This window comes from Hymenobacter terrigena (assembly GCF_054776515.1).
Window position 1 is genome coordinate 118,653 of the sequence record NZ_BAAHBU010000004.1, and the last position, 25,486, is coordinate 144,138.

Annotated in this window: 21 protein-coding genes; 7 read left to right on the plus strand and 14 right to left on the minus strand. The window is 60.2% G+C overall.

Annotated features, from left to right (window positions below):
* Positions 1-57 precede the first annotated feature (57 nt).
* Entirely contained in the window at positions 58-4,620 is a 4,563-nt protein-coding gene (locus ACYU7Q_RS17060; RefSeq protein WP_460610650.1) for a fibronectin type III domain-containing protein, read from the plus strand.
* A 95-nt stretch (positions 4,621-4,715) separates the two neighbouring features.
* Here ACYU7Q_RS17060 and ACYU7Q_RS17065 read toward each other — a convergent pair whose 3' ends face one another.
* From ACYU7Q_RS17065 to ACYU7Q_RS17100, 8 genes are all read right to left on the minus strand, one after another.
* Positions 4,716-6,506, minus strand: coding sequence for an acyl-CoA dehydrogenase family protein (locus tag ACYU7Q_RS17065; RefSeq protein ID WP_460610651.1), 1,791 nt, complete (start codon positions 6,504-6,506; stop codon positions 4,716-4,718).
* 173 nt (positions 6,507-6,679) lie between these two features.
* Positions 6,680-6,814: a 50S ribosome-binding protein YggL gene (locus ACYU7Q_RS17070; RefSeq protein ID WP_460611080.1), complete on the minus strand. Its 135-nt coding sequence runs from the start codon at positions 6,812-6,814 to the stop codon at positions 6,680-6,682.
* A 10-nt stretch (positions 6,815-6,824) separates the two neighbouring features.
* Complete coding sequence (locus ACYU7Q_RS17075; protein ID WP_460610652.1) at positions 6,825-6,980, minus strand: 50S ribosome-binding protein YggL; 156 nt, start codon at positions 6,978-6,980, stop codon at positions 6,825-6,827.
* Between the two features lie 140 nt (positions 6,981-7,120).
* The gene (locus ACYU7Q_RS17080) at positions 7,121-8,305 is read right to left on the minus strand and encodes an acetyl-CoA C-acetyltransferase (protein WP_460610653.1); all 1,185 of its coding nucleotides are present in this window, start codon (positions 8,303-8,305) and stop codon (positions 7,121-7,123) included.
* A 23-nt stretch (positions 8,306-8,328) separates the two neighbouring features.
* Positions 8,329-10,734 carry a 3-hydroxyacyl-CoA dehydrogenase/enoyl-CoA hydratase family protein gene (locus ACYU7Q_RS17085; RefSeq protein WP_460610654.1) on the minus strand — a complete coding sequence of 802 codons (2,406 nt, stop codon included), beginning with the start codon at positions 10,732-10,734 and terminating at the stop codon, positions 8,329-8,331.
* 107 nt (positions 10,735-10,841) lie between these two features.
* Positions 10,842-11,321 carry a MarR family winged helix-turn-helix transcriptional regulator gene (locus ACYU7Q_RS17090; protein WP_460610655.1) on the minus strand — a complete coding sequence of 160 codons (480 nt, stop codon included), beginning with the start codon at positions 11,319-11,321 and terminating at the stop codon, positions 10,842-10,844.
* A gap of 117 nt (positions 11,322-11,438) precedes the next feature.
* Positions 11,439-12,323: a carboxypeptidase-like regulatory domain-containing protein gene (locus ACYU7Q_RS17095; RefSeq protein WP_460610656.1), complete on the minus strand. Its 885-nt coding sequence runs from the start codon at positions 12,321-12,323 to the stop codon at positions 11,439-11,441.
* Between the two features lie 24 nt (positions 12,324-12,347).
* Entirely contained in the window at positions 12,348-14,147 is a 1,800-nt protein-coding gene (locus tag ACYU7Q_RS17100) for an AMP-dependent synthetase/ligase (RefSeq protein ID WP_460610657.1), read from the minus strand.
* Positions 14,148-14,344: 197 nt separating this feature from the next.
* On the opposite strand from ACYU7Q_RS17100, the gene ACYU7Q_RS17105 reads away from it, so the two are divergent.
* From ACYU7Q_RS17105 to ACYU7Q_RS17120, 4 genes are all read left to right on the plus strand, one after another.
* Positions 14,345-15,502, plus strand: coding sequence for a formimidoylglutamase (locus ACYU7Q_RS17105; protein ID WP_460610658.1), 1,158 nt, complete (start codon positions 14,345-14,347; stop codon positions 15,500-15,502).
* A gap of 7 nt (positions 15,503-15,509) precedes the next feature.
* A complete protein-coding gene (locus ACYU7Q_RS17110; RefSeq protein WP_460610659.1) occupies positions 15,510-15,755 on the plus strand; it encodes a cytochrome b5-like heme/steroid binding domain-containing protein in 246 nt (81 codons plus the stop codon).
* A gap of 68 nt (positions 15,756-15,823) precedes the next feature.
* Positions 15,824-16,624, plus strand: coding sequence for an N-acetylmuramic acid 6-phosphate etherase (gene murQ / locus ACYU7Q_RS17115; RefSeq protein ID WP_460611081.1), 801 nt, complete (start codon positions 15,824-15,826; stop codon positions 16,622-16,624).
* Between the two features lie 105 nt (positions 16,625-16,729).
* The gene (locus tag ACYU7Q_RS17120) at positions 16,730-17,314 is read left to right on the plus strand and encodes a hypothetical protein (protein WP_460610660.1); all 585 of its coding nucleotides are present in this window, start codon (positions 16,730-16,732) and stop codon (positions 17,312-17,314) included.
* A gap of 113 nt (positions 17,315-17,427) precedes the next feature.
* On the opposite strand, the gene ACYU7Q_RS17125 is transcribed toward ACYU7Q_RS17120, so the two are convergent.
* The 3 genes from ACYU7Q_RS17125 to era form a co-directional block, all read right to left on the minus strand.
* Positions 17,428-17,697: a hypothetical protein gene (locus ACYU7Q_RS17125; RefSeq protein WP_460610661.1), complete on the minus strand. Its 270-nt coding sequence runs from the start codon at positions 17,695-17,697 to the stop codon at positions 17,428-17,430.
* A gap of 201 nt (positions 17,698-17,898) precedes the next feature.
* Positions 17,899-19,227, minus strand: coding sequence for a ribosome biogenesis GTPase Der (der, locus tag ACYU7Q_RS17130; protein WP_460610662.1), 1,329 nt, complete (start codon positions 19,225-19,227; stop codon positions 17,899-17,901).
* Positions 19,228-19,377: 150 nt separating this feature from the next.
* The gene (gene era, locus ACYU7Q_RS17135; RefSeq protein ID WP_460610663.1) at positions 19,378-20,274 is read right to left on the minus strand and encodes a GTPase Era; all 897 of its coding nucleotides are present in this window, start codon (positions 20,272-20,274) and stop codon (positions 19,378-19,380) included.
* A 229-nt stretch (positions 20,275-20,503) separates the two neighbouring features.
* On the opposite strand from era, the gene hemH reads away from it, so the two are divergent.
* Together hemH and ACYU7Q_RS17145 are read left to right on the plus strand one after the other, a co-directional pair.
* Positions 20,504-21,550, plus strand: coding sequence for a ferrochelatase (gene hemH, locus ACYU7Q_RS17140; RefSeq protein ID WP_460610664.1), 1,047 nt, complete (start codon positions 20,504-20,506; stop codon positions 21,548-21,550).
* Between the two features lie 131 nt (positions 21,551-21,681).
* Positions 21,682-22,875 (plus strand): T9SS type A sorting domain-containing protein, encoded by a 1,194-nt coding sequence (locus ACYU7Q_RS17145; protein WP_460610665.1) that lies wholly within the window; start codon positions 21,682-21,684, stop codon positions 22,873-22,875.
* 12 nt (positions 22,876-22,887) lie between these two features.
* On the opposite strand, the gene ACYU7Q_RS17150 is transcribed toward ACYU7Q_RS17145, so the two are convergent.
* The 3 genes from ACYU7Q_RS17150 to ACYU7Q_RS17160 form a co-directional block, all read right to left on the minus strand.
* Entirely contained in the window at positions 22,888-23,340 is a 453-nt protein-coding gene (locus ACYU7Q_RS17150) for a YlmC/YmxH family sporulation protein (protein WP_460610666.1), read from the minus strand.
* An 86-nt stretch (positions 23,341-23,426) separates the two neighbouring features.
* The gene (locus tag ACYU7Q_RS17155) at positions 23,427-24,116 is read right to left on the minus strand and encodes a hypothetical protein (protein ID WP_460610667.1); all 690 of its coding nucleotides are present in this window, start codon (positions 24,114-24,116) and stop codon (positions 23,427-23,429) included.
* A 175-nt stretch (positions 24,117-24,291) separates the two neighbouring features.
* Positions 24,292-25,461, minus strand: a complete 1,170-nt coding sequence (locus ACYU7Q_RS17160) for a cysteine desulfurase family protein (RefSeq protein WP_460610668.1) — start codon at positions 25,459-25,461, stop codon at positions 24,292-24,294.
* Positions 25,462-25,486 lie beyond the last annotated feature (25 nt).

The following is a 25,486-nucleotide window of genomic DNA, read 5'->3' on the forward strand; positions in this document are numbered from 1 at the left end:
TTGCCGGGAAGTCTTCTTTGCTGAAGATGCATTATCCCACCCTCCGTTCTTCTTTACATGCTTAAATTTTTACTTGCTGCTGGCAGCGTCGCCATCCGGACGCGCCGCCTTGGTTTACATGTCGTCCTGCTCCTGCTGGCGGGCTTCGGACTGCTGCCTTCCGGCGCGTGGGCCCAGTCGGTACCCGTGGCGCAGTGGGCGCTCACCAGCAACAACGCGTCGACTTACACTGCGCCGGGCCTCAGCGCTGGTACTTCCACGCTGAAGCGGATGGCGGTTTCGAGTGGCCTGGCTACTACTCAGCCGGCGGTGCCGGCCTATTCCGCTGCCGGGCAAGCCACTGCCCCCACGGCCGATGGCCTGTGGTCGGCCGTGGGCGGAACCCTAAACCGCAAGTATTATCAGCAGTTCACTATTACAGCAGGCACGGCCAGCACGGTGCGGCTCGATACGCTGGTGTTTGCCGAATCCTATACCTACACGGCCAGCAATACCAAGCTGGCTATCGTGTACTCGAAAACGGGTTTTACGACCAACGACTCGACGGAAATATCGGGCACGGGCACGCTCAACAAAGGCGCGCTGACAGTGGCGGCCAGCGGCGGCTTTTCTAAAGGCATCGCCGTACTACAGAGCAATACCGGGCCCGTCAACCCTACTAATACCTACCGCCTGACCCTTAATGGAGCCACCGGCGTGACGCTAACGGCGGGCCAGACGTTGACTTTCCGCCTCTACAATGCCTGTGGCAGCGGCAGCAACGGCAAGTACGTGCAGCTACGAAACCTGGCTGCCGTGGGTCAGGTGCTGTCGGTGGCCGGTATCACGACCACCACGGCTCAAGTATCGTTTGCCACCCTGGCGGCTGGGGGCTACACCTACGCCATCGGCACCAGCCCGGCCGGGGGGACGGCCACGCAAACAACCGCGCCCAACGCCGCCAACAATTACGTGGCCACCTACACGATAAGCGGGCTTACGTCGGCCACGGCCTACACGGCCACCGTGACGGCCACCCCGGCGGGCTCGCCGGCCGGCCCGGCCGTGCCAACCATCACCAGTCCCACCTTCACCACCGCCAATGCCAGCTGCCCCGACGTGAGCAATGTGGCGGCGGGCGGCATCACCCAGACCGGGGCCAGCGTGAGCTTTACGCCGGGCAGCGGCAATACTTCGTTTGTGGTTACCTACACGCCTTCGGGCGGCAGCGCCACCACCGTTAGCCCCAACCCCATTGCCTCGCCGGTGGCGCTGAGCGGACTCACAGGCAGCACCGCTTACACTGTGACGGTGCAGAGCGTGTGTGCCAGCGGCTCGGGCACGGGGCAGGCCATCACGTTCACCACCCTCACCTGTGCCGACCCCAGCGGGCTGGCGGTGAGCGGCATTACCAATAATTCGGCCAGTGTGAGCTTCACGCCCGGCAGCAGCAACAGCAACTACGCGCTCAGCTACTATCCTACCGGCTCGCCCGGCGCGGCCGTCACGCTCAACCCCACGGGCTCGCCGGTGCCGCTGAGCGGCCTCGCGGCGGCCACCCCCTACACCGTGACGCTGCAAAGTACCTGCGCCAACGGTGCGGTAAGCAACGTGCTCACCCGCACCTTCACCACGCGCCTGGCCAGCTCGCCGGTGTTGCAGCAGTGGCCCCTGACGGCCAGCGCCAGCGACGACCCGGCTGCCCGCGCCGCCGGCGTGACGCCCAGCACGGCAGCGCTGTCTAACCTGGTGGTGTCGGATGGCAGCTCGAAAGACGGCGAATCCACTTTCCTGCCGGCGTATTCGTCGCTGGGCCAAGGCATTGCCCCCAACGCCGACGGCACCGGCTGGAACGGCACCGTGAACCTGACCCGCTACGAGGAATTTGCGGTGACAGCTGCCCCCGGCGGCAGCGTGCGCGCCGACTCGCTGGTGTTCAGCGCAGGCGGCTACGGCTCGACCATGAACGTGAGCGTGGCGTACTCGACCGACGGCTTTGCCACGGCCGGCACCTTCATCGCGGGTTCGCAGGCCACCCCGGTGGCCCTCAACAAAGTGAGCAGCACTGGCTACTCGGTACTGCGCCTGCCCCTGACCGGGCCGGCCGGAGTGACCATCGCAGCGGGTGCTACTATTTCGTTCCGCCTCTACTACGCCCTGGGCACCAGCAGCGCCCGCCACGCCCTCACCAAAAACCTGTACGTGACCGGAGTAGCCACGGCGGCCTGCCCGGCGGCTACGGCAGTTAGCGTTAGCAACGTGACGGCCGTCAGCGCCCAGCTCAACTTCACGCCGGGCGCAGGCAACACCAGCTACACCGTGGCCCTGACGCCGCAGGGCGGCAGCAGCACCACGGTGACGCCCGCGCCAACGGCCTCGCCGGTGATGCTTACGGGCCTCGACGCCTCGACTACCTACACGGCCACGCTGCAAACCAACTGCGGCGGCACGCCCGGCTACGTGCAAAGCGTGAGCTTCACTACGCCGGCCGCCAACTCGGGCGTGCTGCAACAGTGGCTCCTCACGGCTGATAACGCCGACAACACCGCCGTACGCTCGTACGCCGTAACGGCCAGCACGCCCACCTTCACCGGCCTGGTGGCCTCTACTAACACCACCAGCAGCTCGCCACCCATTCCGGCCAACTCCACGACCTACGGCCAAGCGTTTGCGCCAGCCGGCAACGGCGGCGGCTGGTCGGGTTCCGTCAGCTCCGGCACGCTCGGGGGTGCGCTGTATGAAGACTTTACCCTGACGGCGGCCAGCGGTAGCAACCTGCGGGCCGATACGCTGGTGTTTTCGGCCGCTTACTATAACACGAATGCCGGCTACGTGGCCGCCGCGTATTCTACCGACAACTTCGCTACCAGCACCTTCGTGCTGGGCACGCTGGCCGCGCCCGTGGCTGCCACCAACTACAATACTGCCAGCAGCATGGCTACCTATCGGGTGGTACTGGGCGGCATTACCCGCGCCAGTGGCCAGACCTTGAAGGTGCGCCTCTACTTCGGGGCGGGCACCAGCAGCAGCGGCCGCTACGCACTGCTGCGCAACGCGTACTTCTCGGGCGAAGGCTTCGTCAATAACCTGCCGAATCTGACCATTGGCGACACCCGTAGTGTGGTCAGCGGCACTACCTATGGCAACGTGACGGTGCTGCCTGGCGGTGCGGCCACCCTCACCGGCCTGCTCGTGGCCCAGGGCAACATCCTGGTGCAAAACGGCGGCGTGCTCAACACGGCCTGCCAGCCCATCGCCGGTACCAACTTCACGCTGGCGGCCGGCGGCGAGCTGCAAATCTGCGACCCGGCCGGCATTGCCGCCAGCGGCAGCACCGGCGCGGTGCAGGTCACGGGCACCCGCTCGTTCAGCCCCGATGGCATCTATACCTACACCGGCACCTTTACCAACGGAGCCAACCCGCAGTCGGGCTCCGGCCTGCCGGCCACGGTGCGCTCCCTCAAAATCAACCTGGCCGCAGCTTCCGACACGCTCCAGCTCAACAGCGACGCGACCGTAAATACTGGCCTCGTACTCAGCCGGGGCGTGCTCAAAGGCTACCTGCCCGATGGCTCGGGCGCGCACTTGCTCACGCTGGGCCGCAACGCTACCATCAGCGAAACTGCTACCAGCTTCGTGCTGGGCCAGGTGCAGTCGGCTACGCTCAGCTTCGTGGCCGATGGCAATTCCACCGGTTTCGGTGGACTCGGGCTTAGCCTCACGGCGCACACGGCAGGTAGCGCGGCCCTGCCCGGCAACACGTACGTGGTGCGCACTACGGGCACGCCGGTCTACGGCGTCACGCCCACTATGGGGGTCAATGCGGGCATCACCAGCCGCAGCATCCGTCGCCAGTACCGTGTGGTGCCTACTGTCGAAACCGGCCTCAACATGGACTTGGTGTTTGGCTACTCGCCCAGCACCGCCGAGTTGAACGGCATTCCCGCCGCCAACCTGCAACTCTTCAGCCGGCCCATTGCCGGCGGCCTGTGGAGGCCCGAAGGCGGTAGCGCCAGCGCCAACACTATCACACTCACCGGCCTCACCCACCTCTCCGACTGGACGCTGGGCAACAAGGCCGCGCCGCTGCCCGTCACCCTCACCCTCTTTGATGCCGAACGCCAGGGCCAGCAAATTGTACTTACCTGGGCCACCGCCACCGAGCAGAATAGCAAGGGCTTCAATGTGCAGGTGTCGACCGATGGCCACGAGTTCCGCACCGTCGGTTTCGTGGCCAGCATCAACGCTAATAGCACCCAACCGCAGGCCTACCGCTTCGTGAATGCCCCGGCCAATCCCACCGGCACGCGCTACTACCGCCTGCAGCAGGTTGATATGGATGGCAGCAGCACCTACACTGCGCCCAAAGTGGTAGTATTTGCCCCCGCGGCCGTGCTGGAGGCCAGCCCCAACCCCTTCACCGACGTGCTCTACCTGAACACCCACGCGACGGAGGCCAGCCGCACTACCGCCGTCTTCACCGATGGCGTGGGCCGCACAGTGCTCAAGCAGGTGCTTGAGGTACCGGCGGGCGCGGCTCAGCTCACGCTCGGCGGCCTGGGCCAGTTACCGCAGGGCCTTTACATACTGCGCTTCACTCTCGACAAGCAGCTGCGCTACCTCAAAGTGGTGAAAGAGTAACCACCCTTAGCGCTGAAACAAAAAGGCCGCTCCTGAATCCAGGAGCGGCCTTTTTACTTTCTCAAATTCCTCGCTTTGCTCGGAATGACCGATGCTTAAACAGCGTACTCATTGGCCGTAATCAGCTTGGCAGCGATACGGCGACGGGCTTCTTTCACGTTCAGCAGCTCCGTTTTAGTGAAGCGCTTGAGGCCCATGAGCAACAGGCGCTGCTCGTCGCCTTCGGCCATGCTGCCGATGGCGTCTTTGCCAGCTTTCTCCACGATGTCCACGGCATCGGCCAGGTACACGCGGGCGATGTCGGCTTCCACCGCCATGGCTTCTTCGCCCTTAGCGGCGGCTTCCTTTTCCACACGGAGTAGGGTGCTCTCGGCGATGTAGGTTTTGATGGCCATATCAGCGATGTTCATCAGCAGCTCCTGCTCTTTGGCGAGGGTGGCGGTGAACTTCTGCACGGCCGAGCCAGCCACCATTAGGACGGCCTTTTTCAGGTTGGCGATGGTTTTCAGCTCCTTGCTGAACAGGCCGGTTTCCTCGTCCTGGCTCATGCTCGGGATGCTCAGCAGCTCCTGCTGCACGGCTTGGGCAGGGCCCATCAGGTCGATTTCGCCTTTCAGACCCTTCTTCAGAATCATGTCAACGGCCAGCAGGCGGTTGATTTCGTTGGTGCCCTCGAAGATGCGGTTGATGCGCGAATCCCGGTAGGCGCGGTCCATCGGGTAGTCGGCCGAGAAGCCGTAGCCGCCGTAAATCTGCACGCCCTCATCCACCACGTAGTCGAGCACTTCCGAGCCTTCTACTTTCAGAATCGCGCACTCCACGGCAAACTCGCGGGCTGCGCCCAGCAGGGCCTCGTTGGCACCTTTGCCTTCGGCGATGAGTTGCTGCTCCATGCGGTAGATGTCGGAACCCGCGCGGTAAATGGCCGATTCCACGGCGTAGATGCGGATGGCTTGCTGCGCCAGCTTGTAGCGAATGGCGCCAAACTTCGAAATCGGCATCTTGAACTGCACCCGCTCGTTGGCGTATTTCACGCTCAGGTCAGCAGCCATTTTGGTAGCGCCCAGGCAAGCCGCGGCCAGCTTGATGCGGCCAATGTTCAGCACGTTGAAGGCGATGAGGTGGCCTTTGCCAATCTCACCCAGCACGTTTTCCTTCGGCACCTGCGCATCGGTCAGGAACACCTGCCGGGTCGAAGAACCCTTGATGCCCATCTTGTGCTCCTCGTTGCCGAGGCTCAGACCGGGCGTGTTTTTCTCCACGATGAAGCCGGTGAACTTGTCACCGTCAATCTGGGCAAACACAATGAACACGTCGGCAAAGCCGGCGTTCGTAATCCACATTTTCTGGCCGTTCAGCACGTAGTGCGTGCCTTCGGCGTTTAGCACGGCCTTGGTTTTGGCACCCAACGCATCGGAACCGGAGCCGGGTTCGGTGAGGCAATACGCGCCCATCAGGGTGCCGTCGGTAAGGCCAGGCAGGTATTTGGCCTTCTGCTCATCGTTGCCAAAGTACAGAATGGGCAGCATGGCGATGCCCGTGTGGGCCGCAAACGCCACCGGGAACGAGTGGCCGCCGCCCACACCTTCCGTCACTCGCAGGGCCGTGGTGAAGTCCATGTCCAGCCCGCCGTACTGCTCCGGAATGCTCACGCCAAACAGGCCGAGTTGGCCGGCTTTCTCCATCAGGCCGCGCATGAGGCCCTCCTCGTGGTTGTCGAGGCGCTCGAGCAGCGGCTGCACCTCGGCGGCCACAAAATCCAGACAGGTCTGGTGCATCATGACCTGCTCTTCGGTAAAGTCGGCCGGGGTAAATACGCTCTGGGCATCGGTCGGCTTGATAATGAATTCGCCGCCCTTCAGGCTGGCTTGCTGCGTTACTTCCATGACGGTTTGGGGTGGGGTGTGGAGTTGAAAAGTGTTAGGCTAGCCTACTAGTTAGATAAACAAAAAGGCCTGCGGTTTAGTGTTGCAAGATAAGAAAAAATGTTAGGCACGCCTACTATATCAGCGAAAGAAAACCCCGGTTGCGCGGGGTATTTCTTGATGTGGGTAGCGGCCTAGTTGAAGAAACCGTACCAAGCATCTACTAACGGACCAATATTTATGGCTGCGACCTCGGGTTGCTGCCGAAGCCAGGTTTCTACGGCTTGGCGGTCAGTTTCCGACGTTTTCCGTCTTGAATCAGATTGCACGAAAAAATCATTAAGCCCACCACCCGTTTGATTCAATTGTATCGATTAGCCGGGCGCCAAAATCATCCTCCGCTTTGCTGTCAGGCAATTTCAAATCGAACTTTACAGAGAAGCCCATTTCCTGAAACTCCCGAAGCCGAAGCTTCTTTCGTAGTCGCTTTTTCATGCTATCTATTTGTCGTCTATTATTCTATCTGTCATCCTGAACGCAGTGAAGGACCTTATGATGATTGACTGGTTCGCAGTAACTCAACTAACAGCAACGCGATAAGGTCCTTCGCTGCGCTCAGGATGACGAATGGAAAGTTACTTCAGCAACTCGTAGATGCCGGCGACGCCCTGGCCGCCGCCCACGCAAGCCGTGACCATGCCGTACTTCTTGCCGCGCTCGCGCAGCTCGTCGAAGAGCTGGATGCTGAGCTTGGCACCGGAGCAGCCCAGCGGATGGCCGAGGGCAATGGCGCCGCCGTTCACGTTCAGCTTCTCGGGGTCGATGCCGAGCTCGCGCACCACAGCCAGCGACTGCGAGGCGAAGGCTTCGTTCAGCTCAATCAGGTCGATGTCGTCGAGCTTGAGGCCGGCTTGCTTGAGCACTTTCGGCACGGCTTTGATGGGGCCCATGCCCATGATGCGCGGGTCGACGCCTTCGGTGGCATAGTTCACCATGCGGGCGATGGGCTCAAGGTTCAGCTCCTTCACCATGCGCTCCGACATCACGAGCACGAAGGCCGCACCGTCGGAAGTCTGGGACGAGTTGCCGGCCGTGACGGTGCCATTGGCGGCAAACACGGGGCGTAACTTGCCCAAAGCTTCTATCGAGGTATCGGCGCGGGGGCCTTCGTCGGTATCCACCACGTAGGAGCGGTTTTTCTTCTTACCGGTGGCCTGGTCCACGTAGGTTTCCTCTACCGTGATGGGCACGATTTGCTTCTTGAACTTGCCGCCTTCGATGGCTTTGATGGCCTTCTGGTGCGAGTTGTAGGAGAATTCGTCCTGGTCCTGGCGGCTGATTTTGTAGTCGTTGGCCACGGCTTCGGCGGTGAGGCCCATGCCCATGTAGTAGTCGGGATGCGCCATCGCCAACTTGTAGTTGGGCACGGTTTTCCAGCCCACGGTGGGCACCATGCTCATGCTCTCGGTGCCGCCTGCGATGATGCAGTCGGCCATGCCCGAAGAGATTTTGCTCACTGCCATGGCGATGGTCTCCACGCCGGAGCCGCAGTAGCGGTTAACGATGAGGCCGGACACGTTGATGGGCAGGGCCAGTAGCGAAATCAGGCGGCCCATTTGCAGGCCTTGCTCCGCCTCGGGCACGGCATTGCCGACGATTACGTCGTCGATGCGCGTAGGGTCGAGGGCCGGAACCTGGGCCACCAGGTGTTTGATAACGGCAGCGGCGAGGTCGTCGGGCCGGGTGAAACGGAGGCCGCCACGGGGGGCTTTGCCCACGGCCGTACGGTAGCCTGCTACGATATATGCGGTGTTAGACATGGTCTTTATCGAATCAGAATGAATTAATTGCGCAGCGGCTTGCCCGTGGTCAGAATACTCTGAATCCGCTCCAGCGTTTTGCGCTCGCCGCACAGCGACAGGAACGCCTCACGCTCCAAATCCAGCAGGTACTGCTCGCTCACTTCGGTGGGCGACGACAAATCACCGCCGCACATCACATAAGCCAGTTTATCGGCAATGAGCTGGTCGTGGGTCGAGATGTAGTTGCCCTGCTGCATGGCGTACACGCCGGTTTTGAACATGGCCAGCGCGCCTTTGCCGTGCACCTTGATGTTGGTTTTCTGCATCGGCTGGGTGTAGCCGGCATCGGCCAGGTCGAGGGCGGCCGATTTCGCGGCGGCGATAACGCGGTTGCTATTCAGCACTACTTCGTCGCCCCGGCGCAGGAAGCCCAGGTCAAACGCTTCGGCGGCGGAGGTTGAAACCTTGGCCGTGCTGATGGTCATGTAGGTGTTGCGCAGCAGGTTGAATTCGGGCTCGCCTTCTTCGTACTTAGCTGCGGTGCGCAGGGTCATTTCCTTGGTGCCGCCGCCGCCGGGAATCAGGCCCACGCCGAATTCCACGAGGCCGATGTAGGATTCGGCCGCCGCTACTACACGGTCGCAGTGCAGGTTCAGCTCGCAGCCGCCGCCCAACGTGAGGCCGTGCGGAGTGCCCACCACCGGAATGCTGCTGTAGCGCATCCGCATCATGGCCTGCTGGAACTGCTGAATCATCATGTTCAGCTCGTCAAAATCCTGGTCGAGCGCCTGCATGTACACGAGGCCTAGGTTGGCACCGGCCGAGAAGTTCGGCGCGTCGTTGCCGACCACAAGGCCACGGTAGCCGGCTTCGGCCATTTCCACCCCTTTCAGCAGGCCCTGGATAACATCGGTACCCAAGGAGTTCATTTTGGAGTGGAACTCCACGTTCAGGATGCCGTCGCCGAGGTCGATAACCGAAGCGCCCGAGTTTTTCCACAGCACTTTGCCGCTGGCCCGCAGGTTGTCGAGAATAATGAAGTTCTCCACGCCCGGAATGACCTGGTAGCTCCGGCTGGCTTGGTCGTAGAACTTGCGCACGCCGTCTTCTACCTTATAAAAGGTTGCATTGCCGGCGGCCAGCATCTCCTCCACCCACGGGGCGACGGTGCGGCCGGCTGCTTTGGCCAGGTCCACCCCAGCTTGCACGCCCAGCGCGTCCCAGGTTTCGAACGGGCCCAGCTCCCAGCCGAAACCGGCGCGTAGGGCGTCGTCAATCTTATAAAGCTGGTCGGAAATTTCCGGCACCCGGTTGCTCACATAGGCAAACAAACCGCCGAAGCTCAGGCGGTAAAACTCGCCGGCTTTGTCCTTGCCGCTCACCAATACCTTGAAGCGGTCGGCCAGCTTCTCGATGGTTTTGGTCATTTCCAGCGTGGCGAACTTCACCTTCTGGCTCGGCTTGTATTCCAAGGTATTCAGGTCCAGCGCGTGGATTTCCGACTTGCCGCCCTCCCCTTTCACTTTCTTGTAGAAGCCCTGGCCGGTTTTATCGCCCAGCCACTTGCTCTCGCCCATCTTCTTCACGAAATCAGGCAGCACGAATACGTCTTTGGCCTCGTCATCCGGCAGGCCCTGGGCCAGGCCGTTGGCCACGTTGATGGTCGTATCTAAGCCCACCACGTCGGACGTGCGCAGTGTGGCCGATTTCGCGTGACCGATTACCGGGCCGGTCAGCTTATCGGTTTCTTCCACGGTCAGGCCCAACTTCTGCATGGTCTGCATGGCGTCGAGCAGGGCCCATACGCCCACGCGGTTGGCAATGAAGCCGGGCGTGTCCTTGGCCAACACCACCGTTTTGCCCAGGTACAGGTCGCCGTAGTGTTCCAGGAAATCCAGCACCTCCGGCTTGGTGCCCGGCGTCGGGATGATTTCCAGCAGCTTCAAATAGCGCGGCGGGTTGAAGAAGTGCGTGCCCGCGAAGTGCTGCTTGAAATCTTCTGAGCGGCCCTCGGCTAGCAGGTGAATCGGGATGCCCGAGGTATTGCTGGTAATCAGCGTACCTTTTTTGCGGAACTGCTCCACCCGCTCATAAAGGCTCTTTTTGATATCAAGCCGCTCAATAACCACCTCAATTGTCCAATCGCAGGTGGCAATGTCTTTCAGGTTATCATCGAAGTTGCCGGTCTTGATGCGGCTGGCATCGGCCTTGCGATAGAGCGGCGACGGATTGGCAACGATTGCGGCCTGCAACGCGGCATTCACAATGCGGTTGCGCACGACCGGAGCCTCCAGTTTTAGGCCTTTTTTCTCTTCGTCGGGCAGCAGCTCTTTGGGGGCGATGTCGAGCAGCAGCACCTGCACGCCGATGTTGGCGAAGTGGCAGGCAATGCGCGAGCCCATAACGCCGGAGCCGAGCACGGCCACTTTCTTAATGGTTCGATTCATCCTCTTTTGGGGTGATGAGGTGGGTGGTAATGAATTTCTGGCAAGAGTAAGAAACCGTCATGCCGGGCTTGTCGAAGCATGACGTTCCATTCCATGGATTGCGAGGCTTAAGAAGCCGAAGACTCGGTGCGCAACGGCTTCAGCACGAACTCTTCGAAGAGGGTTTTGCCCTCAATCATGCTCGTAATCTGAGCCGAGACTTTGAAGAAAACATCGAGCTGGCTCTGCGGGATTTTCTCGCGGATTTTCAGGTTGAAGTGGCGCACCGTCTGGCGCGAAACCTCCTTTTTCTCCAGGCCCAAATCGGTCAGAAAAATGCGAACCGAGCGTTTATCCACCGAGTCGGCCTGCTTATAAATCAGCCCTTTTTCCTCCATACTGCGCAGGATGCGGGTGAGGCTGCGGGTTTCAAGCCCCAGCAGCGGGGCGATTTTGGTGGCCGGCGTGCCGCGCTCCTGGTCGATATTGAGCAGCACAAAGCCAATGCTGGTCGTGATATCGTTTTGCGCAGCCTGGGTGTTGTACATCCGCGAAATCGCGTGCCAGGCCACTTTAATGTTGTAATCGACGGTTTCTTCGGGTTTCATGGGCGGGCTGATAGTGCGGTAAACTTACGAAAAACTTGTTAGGCTTGCATACTATATTACAAAAAAAGAGGCACTCTTGGGGAGTGCCTCTGTCAGACGTCCTATACACCGCGCCAGCTACGGCACAATAAACGCAACCTGATTGGTTGAAGCGGCCGTCAGGCCATTGTAAACGATGCGTCCGGTGAGTGGGTCGACGTAAGACGTCAGGACGGACGGCGCGCCATACGCTACAACGTATACTGCTGTTCCACTCGCAAAGCCGGCGCTGTTGAAGGTAGCTTTTGAAAAACTAAAGCTCAATGGGCTAGCAGTCGTCGAAACAGCAGTCAACAACGTGCCGTTGGCGGCCGTGGTACCAGGACTGCTGCTGGCGTATATTGCCAAACGAACAAAAGCGCCTTGAGCACCGGGGTTAGAGAACGGGATGTTCAGGGTTACCGAAGTGGTGGTCGGGTTGCTGACCGAAAGGGTGCCAAGCGTGGTAGTAGAAGGGGCCGAAATACTGCTGGTGCCGAGAAAAGTCGGCTGGTCGCCGCCTACGTGGCCGACCCCGAGGCGACGCACGGTACCCAGGCCCGTGCGGCTGTAGCTTATATTATAGGTGCCATTGCGCAGGTTAGTAAACTCGTAGCGTCCATCAGCATTGGTTGTGGCAGTGGCAGCCGGCGTCACGCCTTCCAGCGTAACCGTGACCCCATTTTTAGGAAGTGCAAAGCCGTATTCATCGACGGGGGCTACGAAGCCATAGAGCGTACCCGTCAGGTTTTGGCCGGAAGTGCCGGCAGCCCCGGTAGCACCAGTGGCACCGGTAGCACCTGTTGCGCCGGCGGGGCCTGGGTCGCCGTCCTTGCCTTTGCAACCATTGAGTAGAAGTGCTGCACTTAGGGCGAGGCAAGCAAATTTGGAAAGGTTTAACATTAAAAAATGAAAAAAGGGTGAATAATAAACCGTAAAGTTATGAAACAGCAACGCCCATCCAAAATTGAACGGGCGTTGCATGACGCAAGCAGCACTACCAGTTGCTTAGTGGGCTGCCCGCTCGTGCGGCTCCTTCTCGGCCCGCGCATACATCCCCTCAATCACCTCCTTATGGTTTTCGGTGATGACCTTGCGCTTCACCTTCATGGTAGGCGTCATCTCGCCGCTTTCTACCGTCCATTGCTCGGGCAGAAGGGTGATTTTTTTCACCTGCTCCCACTGGGCAAAGCTTTGGTTGTATTTCTTCACCAAGCCCTCGTAGAGGTCCACGATTTTGGGATTTTTCACCAGTTCCTCGGGCGAGCCATCGGGCACGCCGTTGCGCTTGCACCAGCCTTTGAGGTCGGAGAAAGACGGAATAATCAGTGCGGAGGCATACTTCTGGTCGGCCCCCACCACCATGGCCTGCTCAATGAGCGGGTCTTCCTTGAGTTTGCCTTCGATGACCTGCGGGGCAATGTACTTGCCGCCCGAGGTCTTGAACATCTCCTTCTTACGGTCAGTGATTTTCAGAAATTTGCCGTTCACTAACTCGCCAATATCGCCGGTGTGGAACCAGCCTTCCTCGTCGAATTCCTTAGCCGTGAGCTCGGGCTGGTTGTAATAGCCCTTCATCACGGAGGCCGATTTGGTTAAAATCTCGCCGTCGGCGGCGATTTTAACCTGCACATTGTCGATGAGCGGGCCGACGGTGCCAATCATGTTGTTCTCCGGCTCGTAGCCACCCACGGCAATCACGGGCGAGGTTTCGGTGAGGCCGTAGCCCTCCATCACCCGAATACCTGCCGCCCAGAACACGCGGGCCAACCGCGGCTGCAACGCCCCGCCGCCACTCACGATACAGCGCAGATTACCGCCCAAGGCCTCACGCCATTTATTAAAAATGAGCTTATTGGCCAACGCCAGTTGAGCATTATATAGGAAGCCCTGGTCCTTTTGAGTATCGTATCTCAACCCCAAATCCAGGGCCCAGAAGAACAGGCTTTTCTTGATGCCTTCCAGTTCGTGGCCCTTCTGCACGATTTTATCATACACTTTCTCCAATAGACGGGGCACGGTAGTGAAAATTTCGGGCTTCACCTCGCGTAGGTTGTCGGCGATGACATCCATGTTTTCGGCGTAGTAGATGCTCACGCCGTTTATCATGTAGAGGTAGGTCACCATGCGCTCGAAAATGTGGCAGAGCGGCAGGAAGCTGAGGGCCTTGTCGTTTTTAGTGACGGGCACGAAGCGCTGCGAATTGCGGCAGTTGCTCAGGATGTTATCGTGCGTGAGCATTACGCCCTTGGGCTTGCCGGTGGTGCCGCTGGTGTAGATGAGGGTAAGCAAATCGTCGGGCTCGACGGCAGCTTTCAGCGAATCCAGGTCGGCGGCGTTGCCCTTTTTGCCCAGTTCCAACAGCTCGCTAAAGTGGCGGGCGCCTTCGATTTTGTCGAAAGTGAAGATGTTTTCGGCGGGGATATCCAAGCCCTGCGTGGCTTCCTTCACTTTGTCGAACAGCTTCTTATCGGCCACAAACACGGCCCGCACACCCGCATCGGTGAAGATGTACTTGTAGTCCTCAACGGTAATACTGGGATACATCGGCACGCTGGTGGCGCCAATTTGGGAGATGCCAAAATCGGCCATCATCCACTCCGGACGGTTCATGCTGATAATGGCCACTTTATCGCCGCGCTTGAGGCCGAGCGACACAAGGCCGAGCGACACCAGATTGACCTGGTCCTGAAGCTGCTGGCTGCTGATGGGCACCCATTTACCGTCGATTTTGGAGGCCAGGGCGTCGGACTTGGGCGACTCGGCAATTTGGTGAGTTAGGATATCAAAGGCGCGACGAACGTCCATGGGTGGGGCGGATAAGGCGTATGGCGTGAAATTCAGCTTAAATAAAGCGCTTTTTTTGGGGCTGCGCGATGGCGCCCTAACCACATCCGTGGCCTTGCACTTACGGCTAAAAACCAAATTGACCGCGAAAACGCTCAAAAAGCCCCAAAATCCGGCTTTTTTCGGTGTAATTTTGGGCTCTAGCATTCCCGCTCCCAATGAATCTGGCCCTGTTTTTTGACCCGCTGCCGGAAACGCTCACCGAAGCCTCGCCCGCGCCTACCACGCTGGCCGCCTACGCCACCCGCTTCACCGAAACGTTCCCCGACTGGCGCACCGCCGACCTGGCCCTCATCGGCCTCGATGAGTGGCGCGGCAGCGCGGCCGGCCCGCCCAACGCCCGCCGCCACGGCCCCAACGAAGTACGCCAGCGCTTCTACCAGCTGCAAAAAGGCTCGGGCATGCTGCGCCTGGTCGACCTCGGCAACCTGCGCCCCGGCCTCACGCTGGAAGACACCTACCAGCGTCTGCGCGAAATCATCGGGGCGCTGCTGGAGGAAAACACGGTGCCCATCCTGCTCGGCGGCAGCCACGATTTGGACTACGGCCAGTTTCTGGCCTATGAGGCCCAAGACCGCACCATCAACGTGACGATGGTGGACTCGCGGCCCGACATGGCCGAGCCCGGCCCCGGCACCCCGCCCGAGGAAAGCCACCTGCGCCGCCTGCTGGTGCACGAGCCCAACATCGTGTTCAGTCTGGCCCACCTCGGCCACCAGCAGTACCTCACCCCGCCCGAGGTAATGGTAGCCCTCGAAAAGCTGCATTTCGACACCATGAGCGTGGGCGAGGTGCGCGCCGACCGCCGCCTGGCCGAGCCGCTGGTGCGCCAGGCCGATTTTATGAGCGTGGACATTGCCGCCATCCGCTGGCAGGATTCGCCGGGCTATTACCCGGCCAACCCCTTCGGGCTGGGCAATGAGGAAGCCACGCAGCTGTGCTGGTACGCCGGCCACAACGAGCAGCTTAGCTCCTTCGGCCTCTACGGCTACCGTGCCGACGTGGACCCCAATGGCCTGGCCGCCGCCACCATTGCCACCATGCTCTGGTACTTTGTGGAAGGCTTTTACCACCGCAAGCCCGAAACCGGCTTCGGCACCTTCCGCTTCCTCACCTACACGGTGGTGCTGCCCGGCAACCCCGACAAGCTGGTATTCTACAAATCGCGCCGCGCCGAAAAATGGTGGATGGAAGTGGAGCGCCTCGGCGACAATGCTACCAAGCGCGTGGTGCCCTGCACGTACGAGGATTACCTGAACGCCTCGCAGGGCGACCTGCCGCAGCGCTGGATTCGCCTGCAGGCGTTGCTAAGCTAGATTTTTGATGGAAACAGTGCCCTTGCCCACTTACACAAATCGCCAGCTGGCCCTGCGCAACGGCCAGGACCGCGACGAAATCTGGGTGGCGTACCAGGGGCAGATTTACGACGTGAGCCGCTCGCGGCTGTGGCGGCGCGGCAACCACTACGAGCACTGGGCCGGCCAGGACCTCACCGCCGAGCTCGACAAAGACGCCCCGCACACGGCCAACGTATTCGACAACTTCCCTGTTGTGGGGCAATTGCTGTAGAACATGCGCTTGCGTGTTCGCTGCCTTAACTTCTTTTTTGAACAAGCCAACGCATGTTCTATCCTATGATGACCACCGAAGCACCCTCCGAATTCAACCACCTCGAAACCCTCTCCACCACCGAGCTGCTGGCCGGCATGAACCGCCTCGACCACACCGTGCCCGATACAGTGGCCAAGGCATTGCCCCAGATTGAGCGGCTGGTAGAGGCCATCGTGGCGCGGCTGGGCGCGGGCGGGCGGCTGTTCTACATTGGGGCAGGCACCAGTGGGCGGCTGGGCGTGGTCGATGCCTCGGAGTGCCCGCCCACGTTTGGCGTGCCGGCCGGGCTGGTGGTGGGCATTATGGCGGGCGGCGACGGCGCCATTCGCCAGGCCGTGGAAGGCGCGGAAGATGATGCCGAACAGGCCTGGATTGACTTGCAGCAGCACAACGTAAACTCCAAAGATGTGCTGGTGGGCATCGCCGCCTCGGGCCGCACCCCCTACGTTATTGGCGGGCTCAATCAGGCGCGGGCGGCCGGGCTGGCCACCGGCTGCGTGGTTTGCAACGCCGACTCTGGGGTGGCCGCCGCCGCCGAGTTTCCGGTGGAAGTGGTGACTGGGCCGGAATTCCTCACCGGCAGCACGCGCCTTAAGGCAGGCACGGCGCAGAAGCTGGTGCTGAACATGCTCACCACGGCCACCTTTATCCGTTTGGGCCGCGTGAAAGGCAATAAGATGGTGGATATGCAGCTTTCCAACGAAAAGCTGGTGCACCGCGGCGAAAAGATGCTGATGGACGAATTGGGCATTGCCGAGGCCGAGGCCGCGCAACTGCTGAAGCAACACGGCAGCGTGCGCGCTGCGCTGGAGGCGGCCAAGCAGTAGCAAATGCTTCAGCTTGGGCCTCACAAGCTTAATTGTTTCGGGCGAACGATTCGGGCTTTTCGGCGTTTCTAGGAACGCACAGGCTCCAGCGTGTGCAATACGCCTATGCACACCATTGAGCCTCATTACAACTGGATTGAGCAATACTCGGCTTCCGACGACCCGCGCTCTCCGCTCTTCGAAGCCGAAAACAGCCTCGACACCTACACCAATACCATCTACGGCTACTACATCCACCCGCAGTGGGACAGCCTGGGGTCGGACACGCTGTTCTTCAAAATCCTCTTTGCTGATTACGAGCTAGGCATTGCCGTGCTCGAATTCATCGGCGAGTGGAACGATGCCATCGAAAACGACATCATGGAATTAAAGCGGAATATCATCGATATTCTGACCCACGAGGGCATCCGCAAGTTTATTCTCATCGGCGAGAACGTGTTCAACTTCCACGGCTCCGACGATTCGTACTACGAGGAGTGGTACGAGGACGTGGAAGACGGCTGGATTGCGGGCGTGAACTTCCAGGAGCACGTGCAGCGGGAGATGAAGCAATACAACGTCGATAATTATGTCAATTTCGGCGGCCAGCTCGACGATTTGCCTTGGCGCACCTACGAGCCGCGCCGCCTTTTTGAAGTCGTGGATAACCTGCTGAATCGCCGGCTGGGAATGCCCGAAACCGAGTTGTAGCACCGTAGCACAAGCCATACCGTTCGCAAAGCACGCGCCACCAGTGCGCAGCATAAACGCAAAAAAGCCTCTCCGTTGCCGGAGAGGCTTTTTTTACGCTAAAGCAGCAAAAATTACTTCTTAACTTCTTCGGTCGTGGTCGTGGTGGTGCCGGCAGCGGGAGCAGCAGCGTCCATTTTGTCAGCGTTGTCCTGGATGGCTTCGCCTTTGGCATCAGCCGAGTCACGTACGGCGTCAGCCTTGTCTTCCATGGCATCAGCTTTGGCTTCGCCAGCTTCTTTCACGTTTTCACCAACCTGCTCCTGAGCATCTTCTTTCTTGCTGTCGCACGACGAGAAGGTGAACGAACCGAGGGCCAGGGCGAGGAACAATACTTTTTTCATCTTGGGGTTTGTTTTAAATGTGGTTGATTTTCAAGCAACTTTTGAGGCTTTAGCCGAAGCTTAACTTCAAATTCGGAGCTTTATACTCCTGCTTAAAAAAAGGTAACCCGAGAAGCCAAGATTTTATGAAGTATTTATGAGGAGCAGCCTTTGGCCGCACTCTGCTCTGCTTACTTCTTGCGGAATACAATTCTGCTCTGCTTACTTCTTGCGGAATACAATACCAATCGGCACCCCCGTGAAGTCGAAATGCTCGCGCATCCGGTTTTCGAGGTAGCGCGTGTAGTTGGTCTGCACGTACTGCGGCAGGTTGGCGAAGAAGGCGAACACGGGGTTGTGCGTGGGCAGCTGCGTCACGTACTTGATGCGAATCATCTTGCCCTTGAGCGCGGGCGGGCCGTACTTCTCAATCTCCTTCAGCATCACATCATTGAGCTGCGAAGTCGGGATTTTGCGGCGCTTGTTGTGGTACACCTCAATGGCCGTCTCGATGGCCTTGTGCACGCGCTGCTTGTTCAGCACCGAGATGAAGATGACCGGGATGTAGGAAATCGGCGCAATCTTTTCGAGGATTTTCGCCTCGAACTCCTTGGCCGTATTGGTGTCTTTGTTTTCCACCAAGTCCCACTTATTCACCAGAATGACAATGCCTTTGCGGTTTTTGTCGGCCAGGGTGATAATGTTCACGTCCTGGGCTTCGATGCCGCGGCTGGCGTCGAGCATCACGATGCAGACGTCGGCTTCTTCTAAAGCGCGCAGGCTGCGCATGTTGGCGTAGAACTCTACGTCCTCGCTCACCTTGGCCTTGCGGCGCAGGCCAGCCGTGTCGACCAGGATAAACTCTTTGCCGAAGGCATTGTAGCGGGCCGAAATCGAGTCGCGGGTAGTGCCGGCGATGTCGGTCACGATGCTGCGGTCTTCGCCGAGCAGCAGGTTCACGAGGCTGGATTTGCCCACGTTGGGGCGGCCCACCACGGCAATGCGCGGGATTTCCGACTCCGGCTCTTCGATGCCGGGGTCGTCGAAGTGGCTCACCACGGCGTCGAGCAATTCGCCGGTGCCGTGGCCGTTCTGGCTGCTGATGGCGAAGATTTCGCCGTCGCCCAGGCCCAGCGAGTAGAACTCGCCTACGCCGTTGGCGCGCAGGTTGGTATCGGCCTTATTGGCCACCATATAGATGGGCTTTTTGCCCATGTAGCGGCGCAGTACGTGCGCAAATTCCTCGTCGAGGCCGTGCACGCCGGCTTCGGCATCCACCATGAAGAGCACCACGTCGGCTTCTTCAATGGCCAGCTTCACCTGCTTATTGATTTCGCCCTCGAAAATATCTTCCGAATTGTGCACGTAACCGCCCGTGTCAATCACGGTGAAGTTTTTGCCAATCCAGTCTCCGTAGCCGTAGTGACGGTCGCGGGTGACGCCGCTCTCGTTGTCCATGATGGCCTTGCGCTGGCCCACGAGGCGGTTAAAAAGCGTGGATTTACCCACGTTGGGCCGCCCAACAATGGCGACCGTGTTTTGCTTTGACATGATGTGTGGCCCCAGCCGCCGACCCGACCTAGATTCGGCAGTGCCCGGGGTTATTTAAATTATAGATGGTCGGAAATATGGTAGCGCGGACTTTTAGTCCGCGAGTTGTAATAATTGGTTGGTTCGCGGACTAAAAGTCCGCGCTACAGCTTATTGGTACCCGAACCGGCTAAGCGCTTTTGCGTCGGTGCGCCAGTTCTCGTTCACCTTCACGTGCAGCTCCAGGAACACCTTTTTGAGGAAAAACTTCTCCATTTCCTCGCGCGCCCAGGTGCCTACTTTCTTCAGCGCCTCGCCGCCCTGGCCGATGACGATGCCCTTCTGGCTGCTGCGCTCGACGTAGATGATGCCGCGAATGCGGATAATAGCGTCCTCTTCCTTGAACTCCTCGATAACAACTTCGCAGCTGTAGGGAATCTCCTTTTTGTAGAGCTTGAAAATTTTCTCGCGCACCATTTCGGCGGCAAAAAAACGCTCCGGCTTGTCGGTTAGTTCGTCTTTCGGGTAGTAGGCCGGGTGCACGGGCAGGCGCTCCAGCACCAGTTGCAGCACGCCATCGGTGCCGAAGTGGTTGAGGGCCGAAATGGGTAGGACTTCGGCAGCATTGGGGAGCTGTTCTTTCCAGTAGGCCAACTTGGCTTCCACTTCGGCCTGGTCGGCTTGGTCAATTTTATTGACGAGGAGGATGATGGGCGTGTCCACCATTTTGCGCAGGCGTTCCACGACGGGCTCTTCGTCGTGCTTTTCGTAGATATCAGTCACGAAGAGCACCACATCGGCATCTTCCAGCGACGAATACACGAAGCTCATCATGGCGTTGTGCAGCTCGTATTTGGGCTGAATGATGCCGGGCGTATCGGAATAAATCAGCTGAAAGTCATCGCCGTTGAGGATGCCCAGGATGCGGTGGCGCGTGGTCTGGGCCTTGCTCGTGACGATGCTGAGCCGCTCGCCCACCAGCGCATTCATCAGCGTGGACTTGCCCACGTTGGGCTTGCCAATGATGCTCACGAAGCCGGCGCGGTGGGGTTTAGTTTCGGGGTTCACGATGGATGGGTTTGATAATCAGGGCCGCAAAGGTACGGCTTTCGGGGCGGAAAAGCTAGGGCAGGGCCGAAATCGGACCAGTGGCGGACTGGTATGAAACCATGCTGCGGGCCGGCTGTTTGCTGGTCAAGCGCGTGTAGCGTGGACTTTTAGTCCGCGTCTGGAATGCTCCTCTTGCGGACTAAAAGTCCGCGCGACACTCCGCCGCCGGCTTCCGAACTTTGCCCCAATGAATTCTCCCGCCACCCCTACCCGCCGTATTGGCGTGCTCCTAGTCAACCTCGGCACGCCCGACTCGCCCAGCACGCCCGACGTGCGCCGCTACCTCAACGAATTCCTCACCGATGGCCGTGTGATTGACATGCCGGCCGCCCTCCGCTATCCGCTGTTTCAGGGCCTCGTGGTGCCGTTGCGTGCTCCGAAATCGGCTAAAATCTACCAGCAGCTCTGGGACGATGAGCGGGGTTCGCCCCTGCTTTTCCACGGCCTCGATTTGCAGGCTAAGCTGAAAGAAGTGCTGGGCAAGGACTACGTGGTAGCCTTCGGCATGCGCTACCAGCAACCCAGCATCGAGAAGGCGCTGGAGGAGCTGCGCGACGCGGCCGTGGACCGCATCATCGTGCTGCCGCTGTTTCCGCAGTATGCTTCGGCCAGCACGGGCTCGGTGCAGGAGAAGGTGATGGACATCGTGAAAGACTGGTGGATAGTGCCGACCATCAGCTTTATCAGCACCTTTGCCGATGACCCTGGCTTTATCGCCAGCTTCGGGGCGCGGGGCAAGGCCGAAATGGCGAAGCACCGCTACGACCACATCGTGTTCAGCTACCACGGCATCCCGGAACGGCACGTGCTCAAGGGCAGCTTCAAAGGCTACTGCAAGCTGGGCACCTGCTGCGCCAGCTACAATAAGAACAACCGCTACTGCTACCGGGCCCAGTGCTTTGCCACCTCGCGCCTGCTGGCCCAGGAGCTGGGCCTGCGCGACGACCAGTACACCGTCACCTTCCAGAGCCGCCTGCAAAGCCGCCTGCGCGACCCCTGGCTCCAGCCCTACACCGACGAGGTTATCAAGGAACTCCCGGCCAAGGGCATTAATAATGTATTGGCCTTCTCCCCCGCCTTCGTGGCCGACTGCCTCGAAACGACCATTGAAGTGGGCGAAGAATTCAAGGAAATATTTGAGCAGGCTGGCGGGAAGCACTGGCAGCTAGTACCTTCCCTGAACTCGGAGCCGTATTGGGTGGATGCCGTAGCCGATATGATTCGGCAGAATTAGCACGCAACTAGTTGAAGAGCCCCCGAAGGCGCTGTTGAGCTAAGCTCGGCAGCGCCTTCTCTTATTTTCATATTTCTATTAACGCGCTTTGTGTAACTTTAAGGTTTCGTTCTCAGCAAATTCCCACCCAAATGCGCTTTCATTACACTTTAGCACTTGCTTTCGGGCTGCTAGCCGGCGCTCCGGCCCAAGCTCAGCAAGCCGTTAAAATTCTATTTGATGCCACCAAAGCCCAAACGGCTGGCAACGCCGATTGGGTGATTGATGCCGACGTGGCCGGCAGCCCCCAGCGCCTGCCTACGCCGGCGCAAAGCACCGTGACGGCCAGCACGCCGGAAACGTACTGGACCGGCGCCCTCTCCTCCTGGGGCATTGCCCTGGTGAAGCGCGGCTACCAGGTCGAAACCCTACCCGGCAGCGGCCGCATCACCTACGGCGATGCCACGAACGCCCAGGACCTGCACAACTACGCCGCCTATATCGTGGACGAGCCCAACACGCGCTACACGGCAGCCGAGAAAACGGCCATTCTGAACTACGTGCGCAACGGCGGCGGGCTGTTCATGATTTCAGACCACACCATTTCGGACCGCAACGGCGACGGTTGGGACTCGCCCGCCATCTGGAACGACCTCATGGCCTCGGCCAGCCCGGCCAATCCCTTCGGCATCACCTTCGACCTCAACAACCTTGTTTTCACCACCGGTGTGGGCGCGGCTACCGCCCCAGCCGATTCGCTCCTGCACGGCCCCGCCGGCAACCCCGTGGCCATGGAATACCACAACGGCGCCAGTCTCACCCTCGACCCTGCTGCCAATGCCAGCGTGCGCGGGGCCTTGTTCAAGCCCGGCGCGGCCACTACCGGCACCACCGGCGCCATCGTGGCGCGCGCCCGCTACGGCCGGGGCCGCGTGGTGGCCCTCGGCGATTCGTCGCCGCCCGACGACGGCACCGGCGCGCCCGGCAACAGCCTGTACGACGGCTGGGCGGCCGAAGCCAACGGCGACCACGCCCGCATCCTGCTCAACGCCACCATCTGGCTGGCCACGCCCAACCGCACTGCCACCGCCACGCGCCGCGCCACCGATGCCGATTTCAGCATCTATCCCAATCCCGGCACCGACGCTTTTTTCATCAGCGGCAACGTGCTGCCGGTTGAAATCCGCTGCCATAATGCGGTGGGGCAGGAATTCGTGGTAAGCAGCACGGCGGCCGGAGCAGGTGCGCTGCGCATCGATGCTACTGGCCTGGCCCCGGGGCTCTACGTGCTCAGCCTCCGCCTGCCCAATGGGCAGGTGCTCACGCGCCGCATTGCGCCGCAATAACCTCCGGCCGGCTTAGGAAGCCCGGCGGCGGCTGTAGAAGCTGTCCGCATCGAATGAATCCTGCTCGTAGAAGCGCGGATTGGCGGTGGCGGGCTCTTTGCCCAGCGCCCGTAGCATGGCTTCTTCGTACTCGCGGGTAATCTGGATATCGACGTAGTGCGGGTAGTTCAGCACGGACTCGGCATTGAGCGCGGACACGAAGACATTGTCCCCGTCCTCATCCAGCGCAGCAGCCCCAATGGGCAGCAGAATGTGGCTTTCGTGCTCATTGATGTTGAAACGCGGGTCCAGCTCTACGTCCAGGTAGCGCACCTTCATGGCTTCGGGTTCCACAATTAGCTCGAACACCGTGCCCAGGGCCTGGCCATCGGAGCCGCGCACGGTCCAGCCGCGCACGTCGGGGTTATCGTCGGCCACTTCAAAATCGGTCAGGTCGCGCAAGCGGCGCAGGATGGGGGTTTCCATTTGATGGGCTGTTGACTGTTGGTTATCCGTTATCAATTTGCTATCTATTTCTACTGCTATTGACAACGACTAATCCACACTAAAAATCATTTTTTCGGCTCGCTGAGTACGCGTACAGCAGCCGCAGCCTGGGTCAGGAACTGCTGATTCTGGCGTTGCTCAGCCGCCGTGGCACTGCGGCCAGATAGCTGCCCGCCAAGGCTTACCAACGCATTGGCCTGCTCTTCCAGCTCGGGATAAGCCTTCTGCTGCATGGCCCGGATAAGGCCGGCCGCCGCCACAAAACCGGGGCGCAGGCTGGTATTGGGCTCGCCGAGGCGGGCCGTGGCGCTGGTCAGATTGTCGCGCTGCTCGGTGGTGGTGGGGTCGCGCAGGTCGTCGCGGTCGGTGAGCGACACCAGCACGCCGGTTAGTTTTTGCAGGCCATTGCGGGCATAGTCGGGCGCGGCCGGGTCGGAAGCAGCCTGGGTAGCCAGCGCGGCGGCCGTTTCGGAACTGCCGTCGGAAGTGGCGGCATCATGGGTGGTATCGCCCTGCGGAATGGCATCAATGGCGGCGCGGCGCGTGGCCTGGTCTACGGCCGCGGCGGCGGCCAGTGTGTCCGGGGCAGTAGCGGGAGTCGTCGCTTCCGGGGTGGCAACCGGCGGCGCAGGCTCATCGGCCGGGTCGGGGCGCAGGAAGAAATAAGCGGCCGCCGCTACCACCACGGCCGCTAGCAGCACCAGCAGCCAGGGGCTGGGAGCCGATTTTTTGCGTTGAATATTGATGTCAGCCATGCAGAAATAAGTTGTCGGCCTAGTTTACGGAAGGAGCCGAAAAGTAGTCATCACCGAGCAATGCGGCTGACGCAATTCCACGGCTCAATTCTCGCCTCAATGCATAAAAAAAGTCCGGCTGCATCTGGAATGCAGCCGGACTTTGCAATTCAATCAGCCGAAAGCAAGACCTCTGCTACACCGCCACCGGCCGGTACAGTTTAGACAGTACGGCCACGGCGTAGTCCACCTCGGCTTCGGTATTCATCTTGCTCATCGAAAAGCGCACGGTGGCACGGCTGGGGTCGCAGCCTAGGGCTTCTAGGACATGCGAGCCGGCCTGCGCCCCGCTCGTACAGGCCGAGCCGCCCGAAGCCGCCACCTTGCTGATATCGAGGTTGAACAACAGCATCTCGCTGATGGCCGACGGTGGCAGGCTCACGCTCAGCACTGTGTAGAGGCTCTTGTCGGCGTATTCCGACAGGCCATTGAACTGCACGTCCTCCACCTCGGCCCGCAGCTTTTCGATGAAGCGGGTTTTCAAGGCCTGCACCTGCGCGTGGTGCGCCGCCAGGTCGCGCACCGCAATTTCCAGCGCCTTGGCCAGGCCCACGATGCCGTACACATTCTCGGTGCCCGAGCGCACGTTGCGCTCCTGTGCGCCGCCGTGGATGAGCGGGCTCACCTGCAAGCCGCTGCGGGTATAGATAAAGCCCACGCCCTTCGGCCCATGAAATTTATGGGCCGAACCCACCAGAAAGTGGTTTTTCAGCTGCTGCACGTCGTGCCGGTAGTGGCCCATCGTCTGCACCGTATCGGTGTGGAAGATGGCATCATACCGGGCGCAGATGTCGCCAATGGCGGCAATGTCGTTCAGGTTGCCGATTTCGTTGTTGGCGTGCATCAGGCTCACGAACGTGCGCGACTGCGTGGCCAGCAGCTCTTCCAAGTGGCCCAAATCCAGGGCTCCCTGTGCGTCGTGCTTCACGTAGTGCAGCTCAATCTCGCCGCTTTTGGCCAGCGCCTGCAAGGGGTGCAGCACGGCGTGATGCTCCAGCGGCGAGGTGATGGCGTGCTTCAGCCCCAGCGTACGCACGCTGCCAAAGGCAGCGTAGTTGTCGGCCTCGGTGCCCCCGCTGGTGAAAATAATTTCGGCTGGCGCGGCATTGAGCAGGTGTGCTACCGTCTTGCGGGCGTTTTCGATGGCAGCGCGCACCTGCCGGCCCGGCCCGTGCAGGCTGCTGGGGTTGCCGTAGTGCTGGCTCAGAAAGGGCAGCATAGCTTCCAGTACTTCGGGGTCGAGCGGCGTAGTGGCGGCGTTGTCGAAGTAAACGAAGGCAGGGGTGGTGGGGGAAGTTGCACTCATAGAATCAAATAAAAAGCCAGAAGCC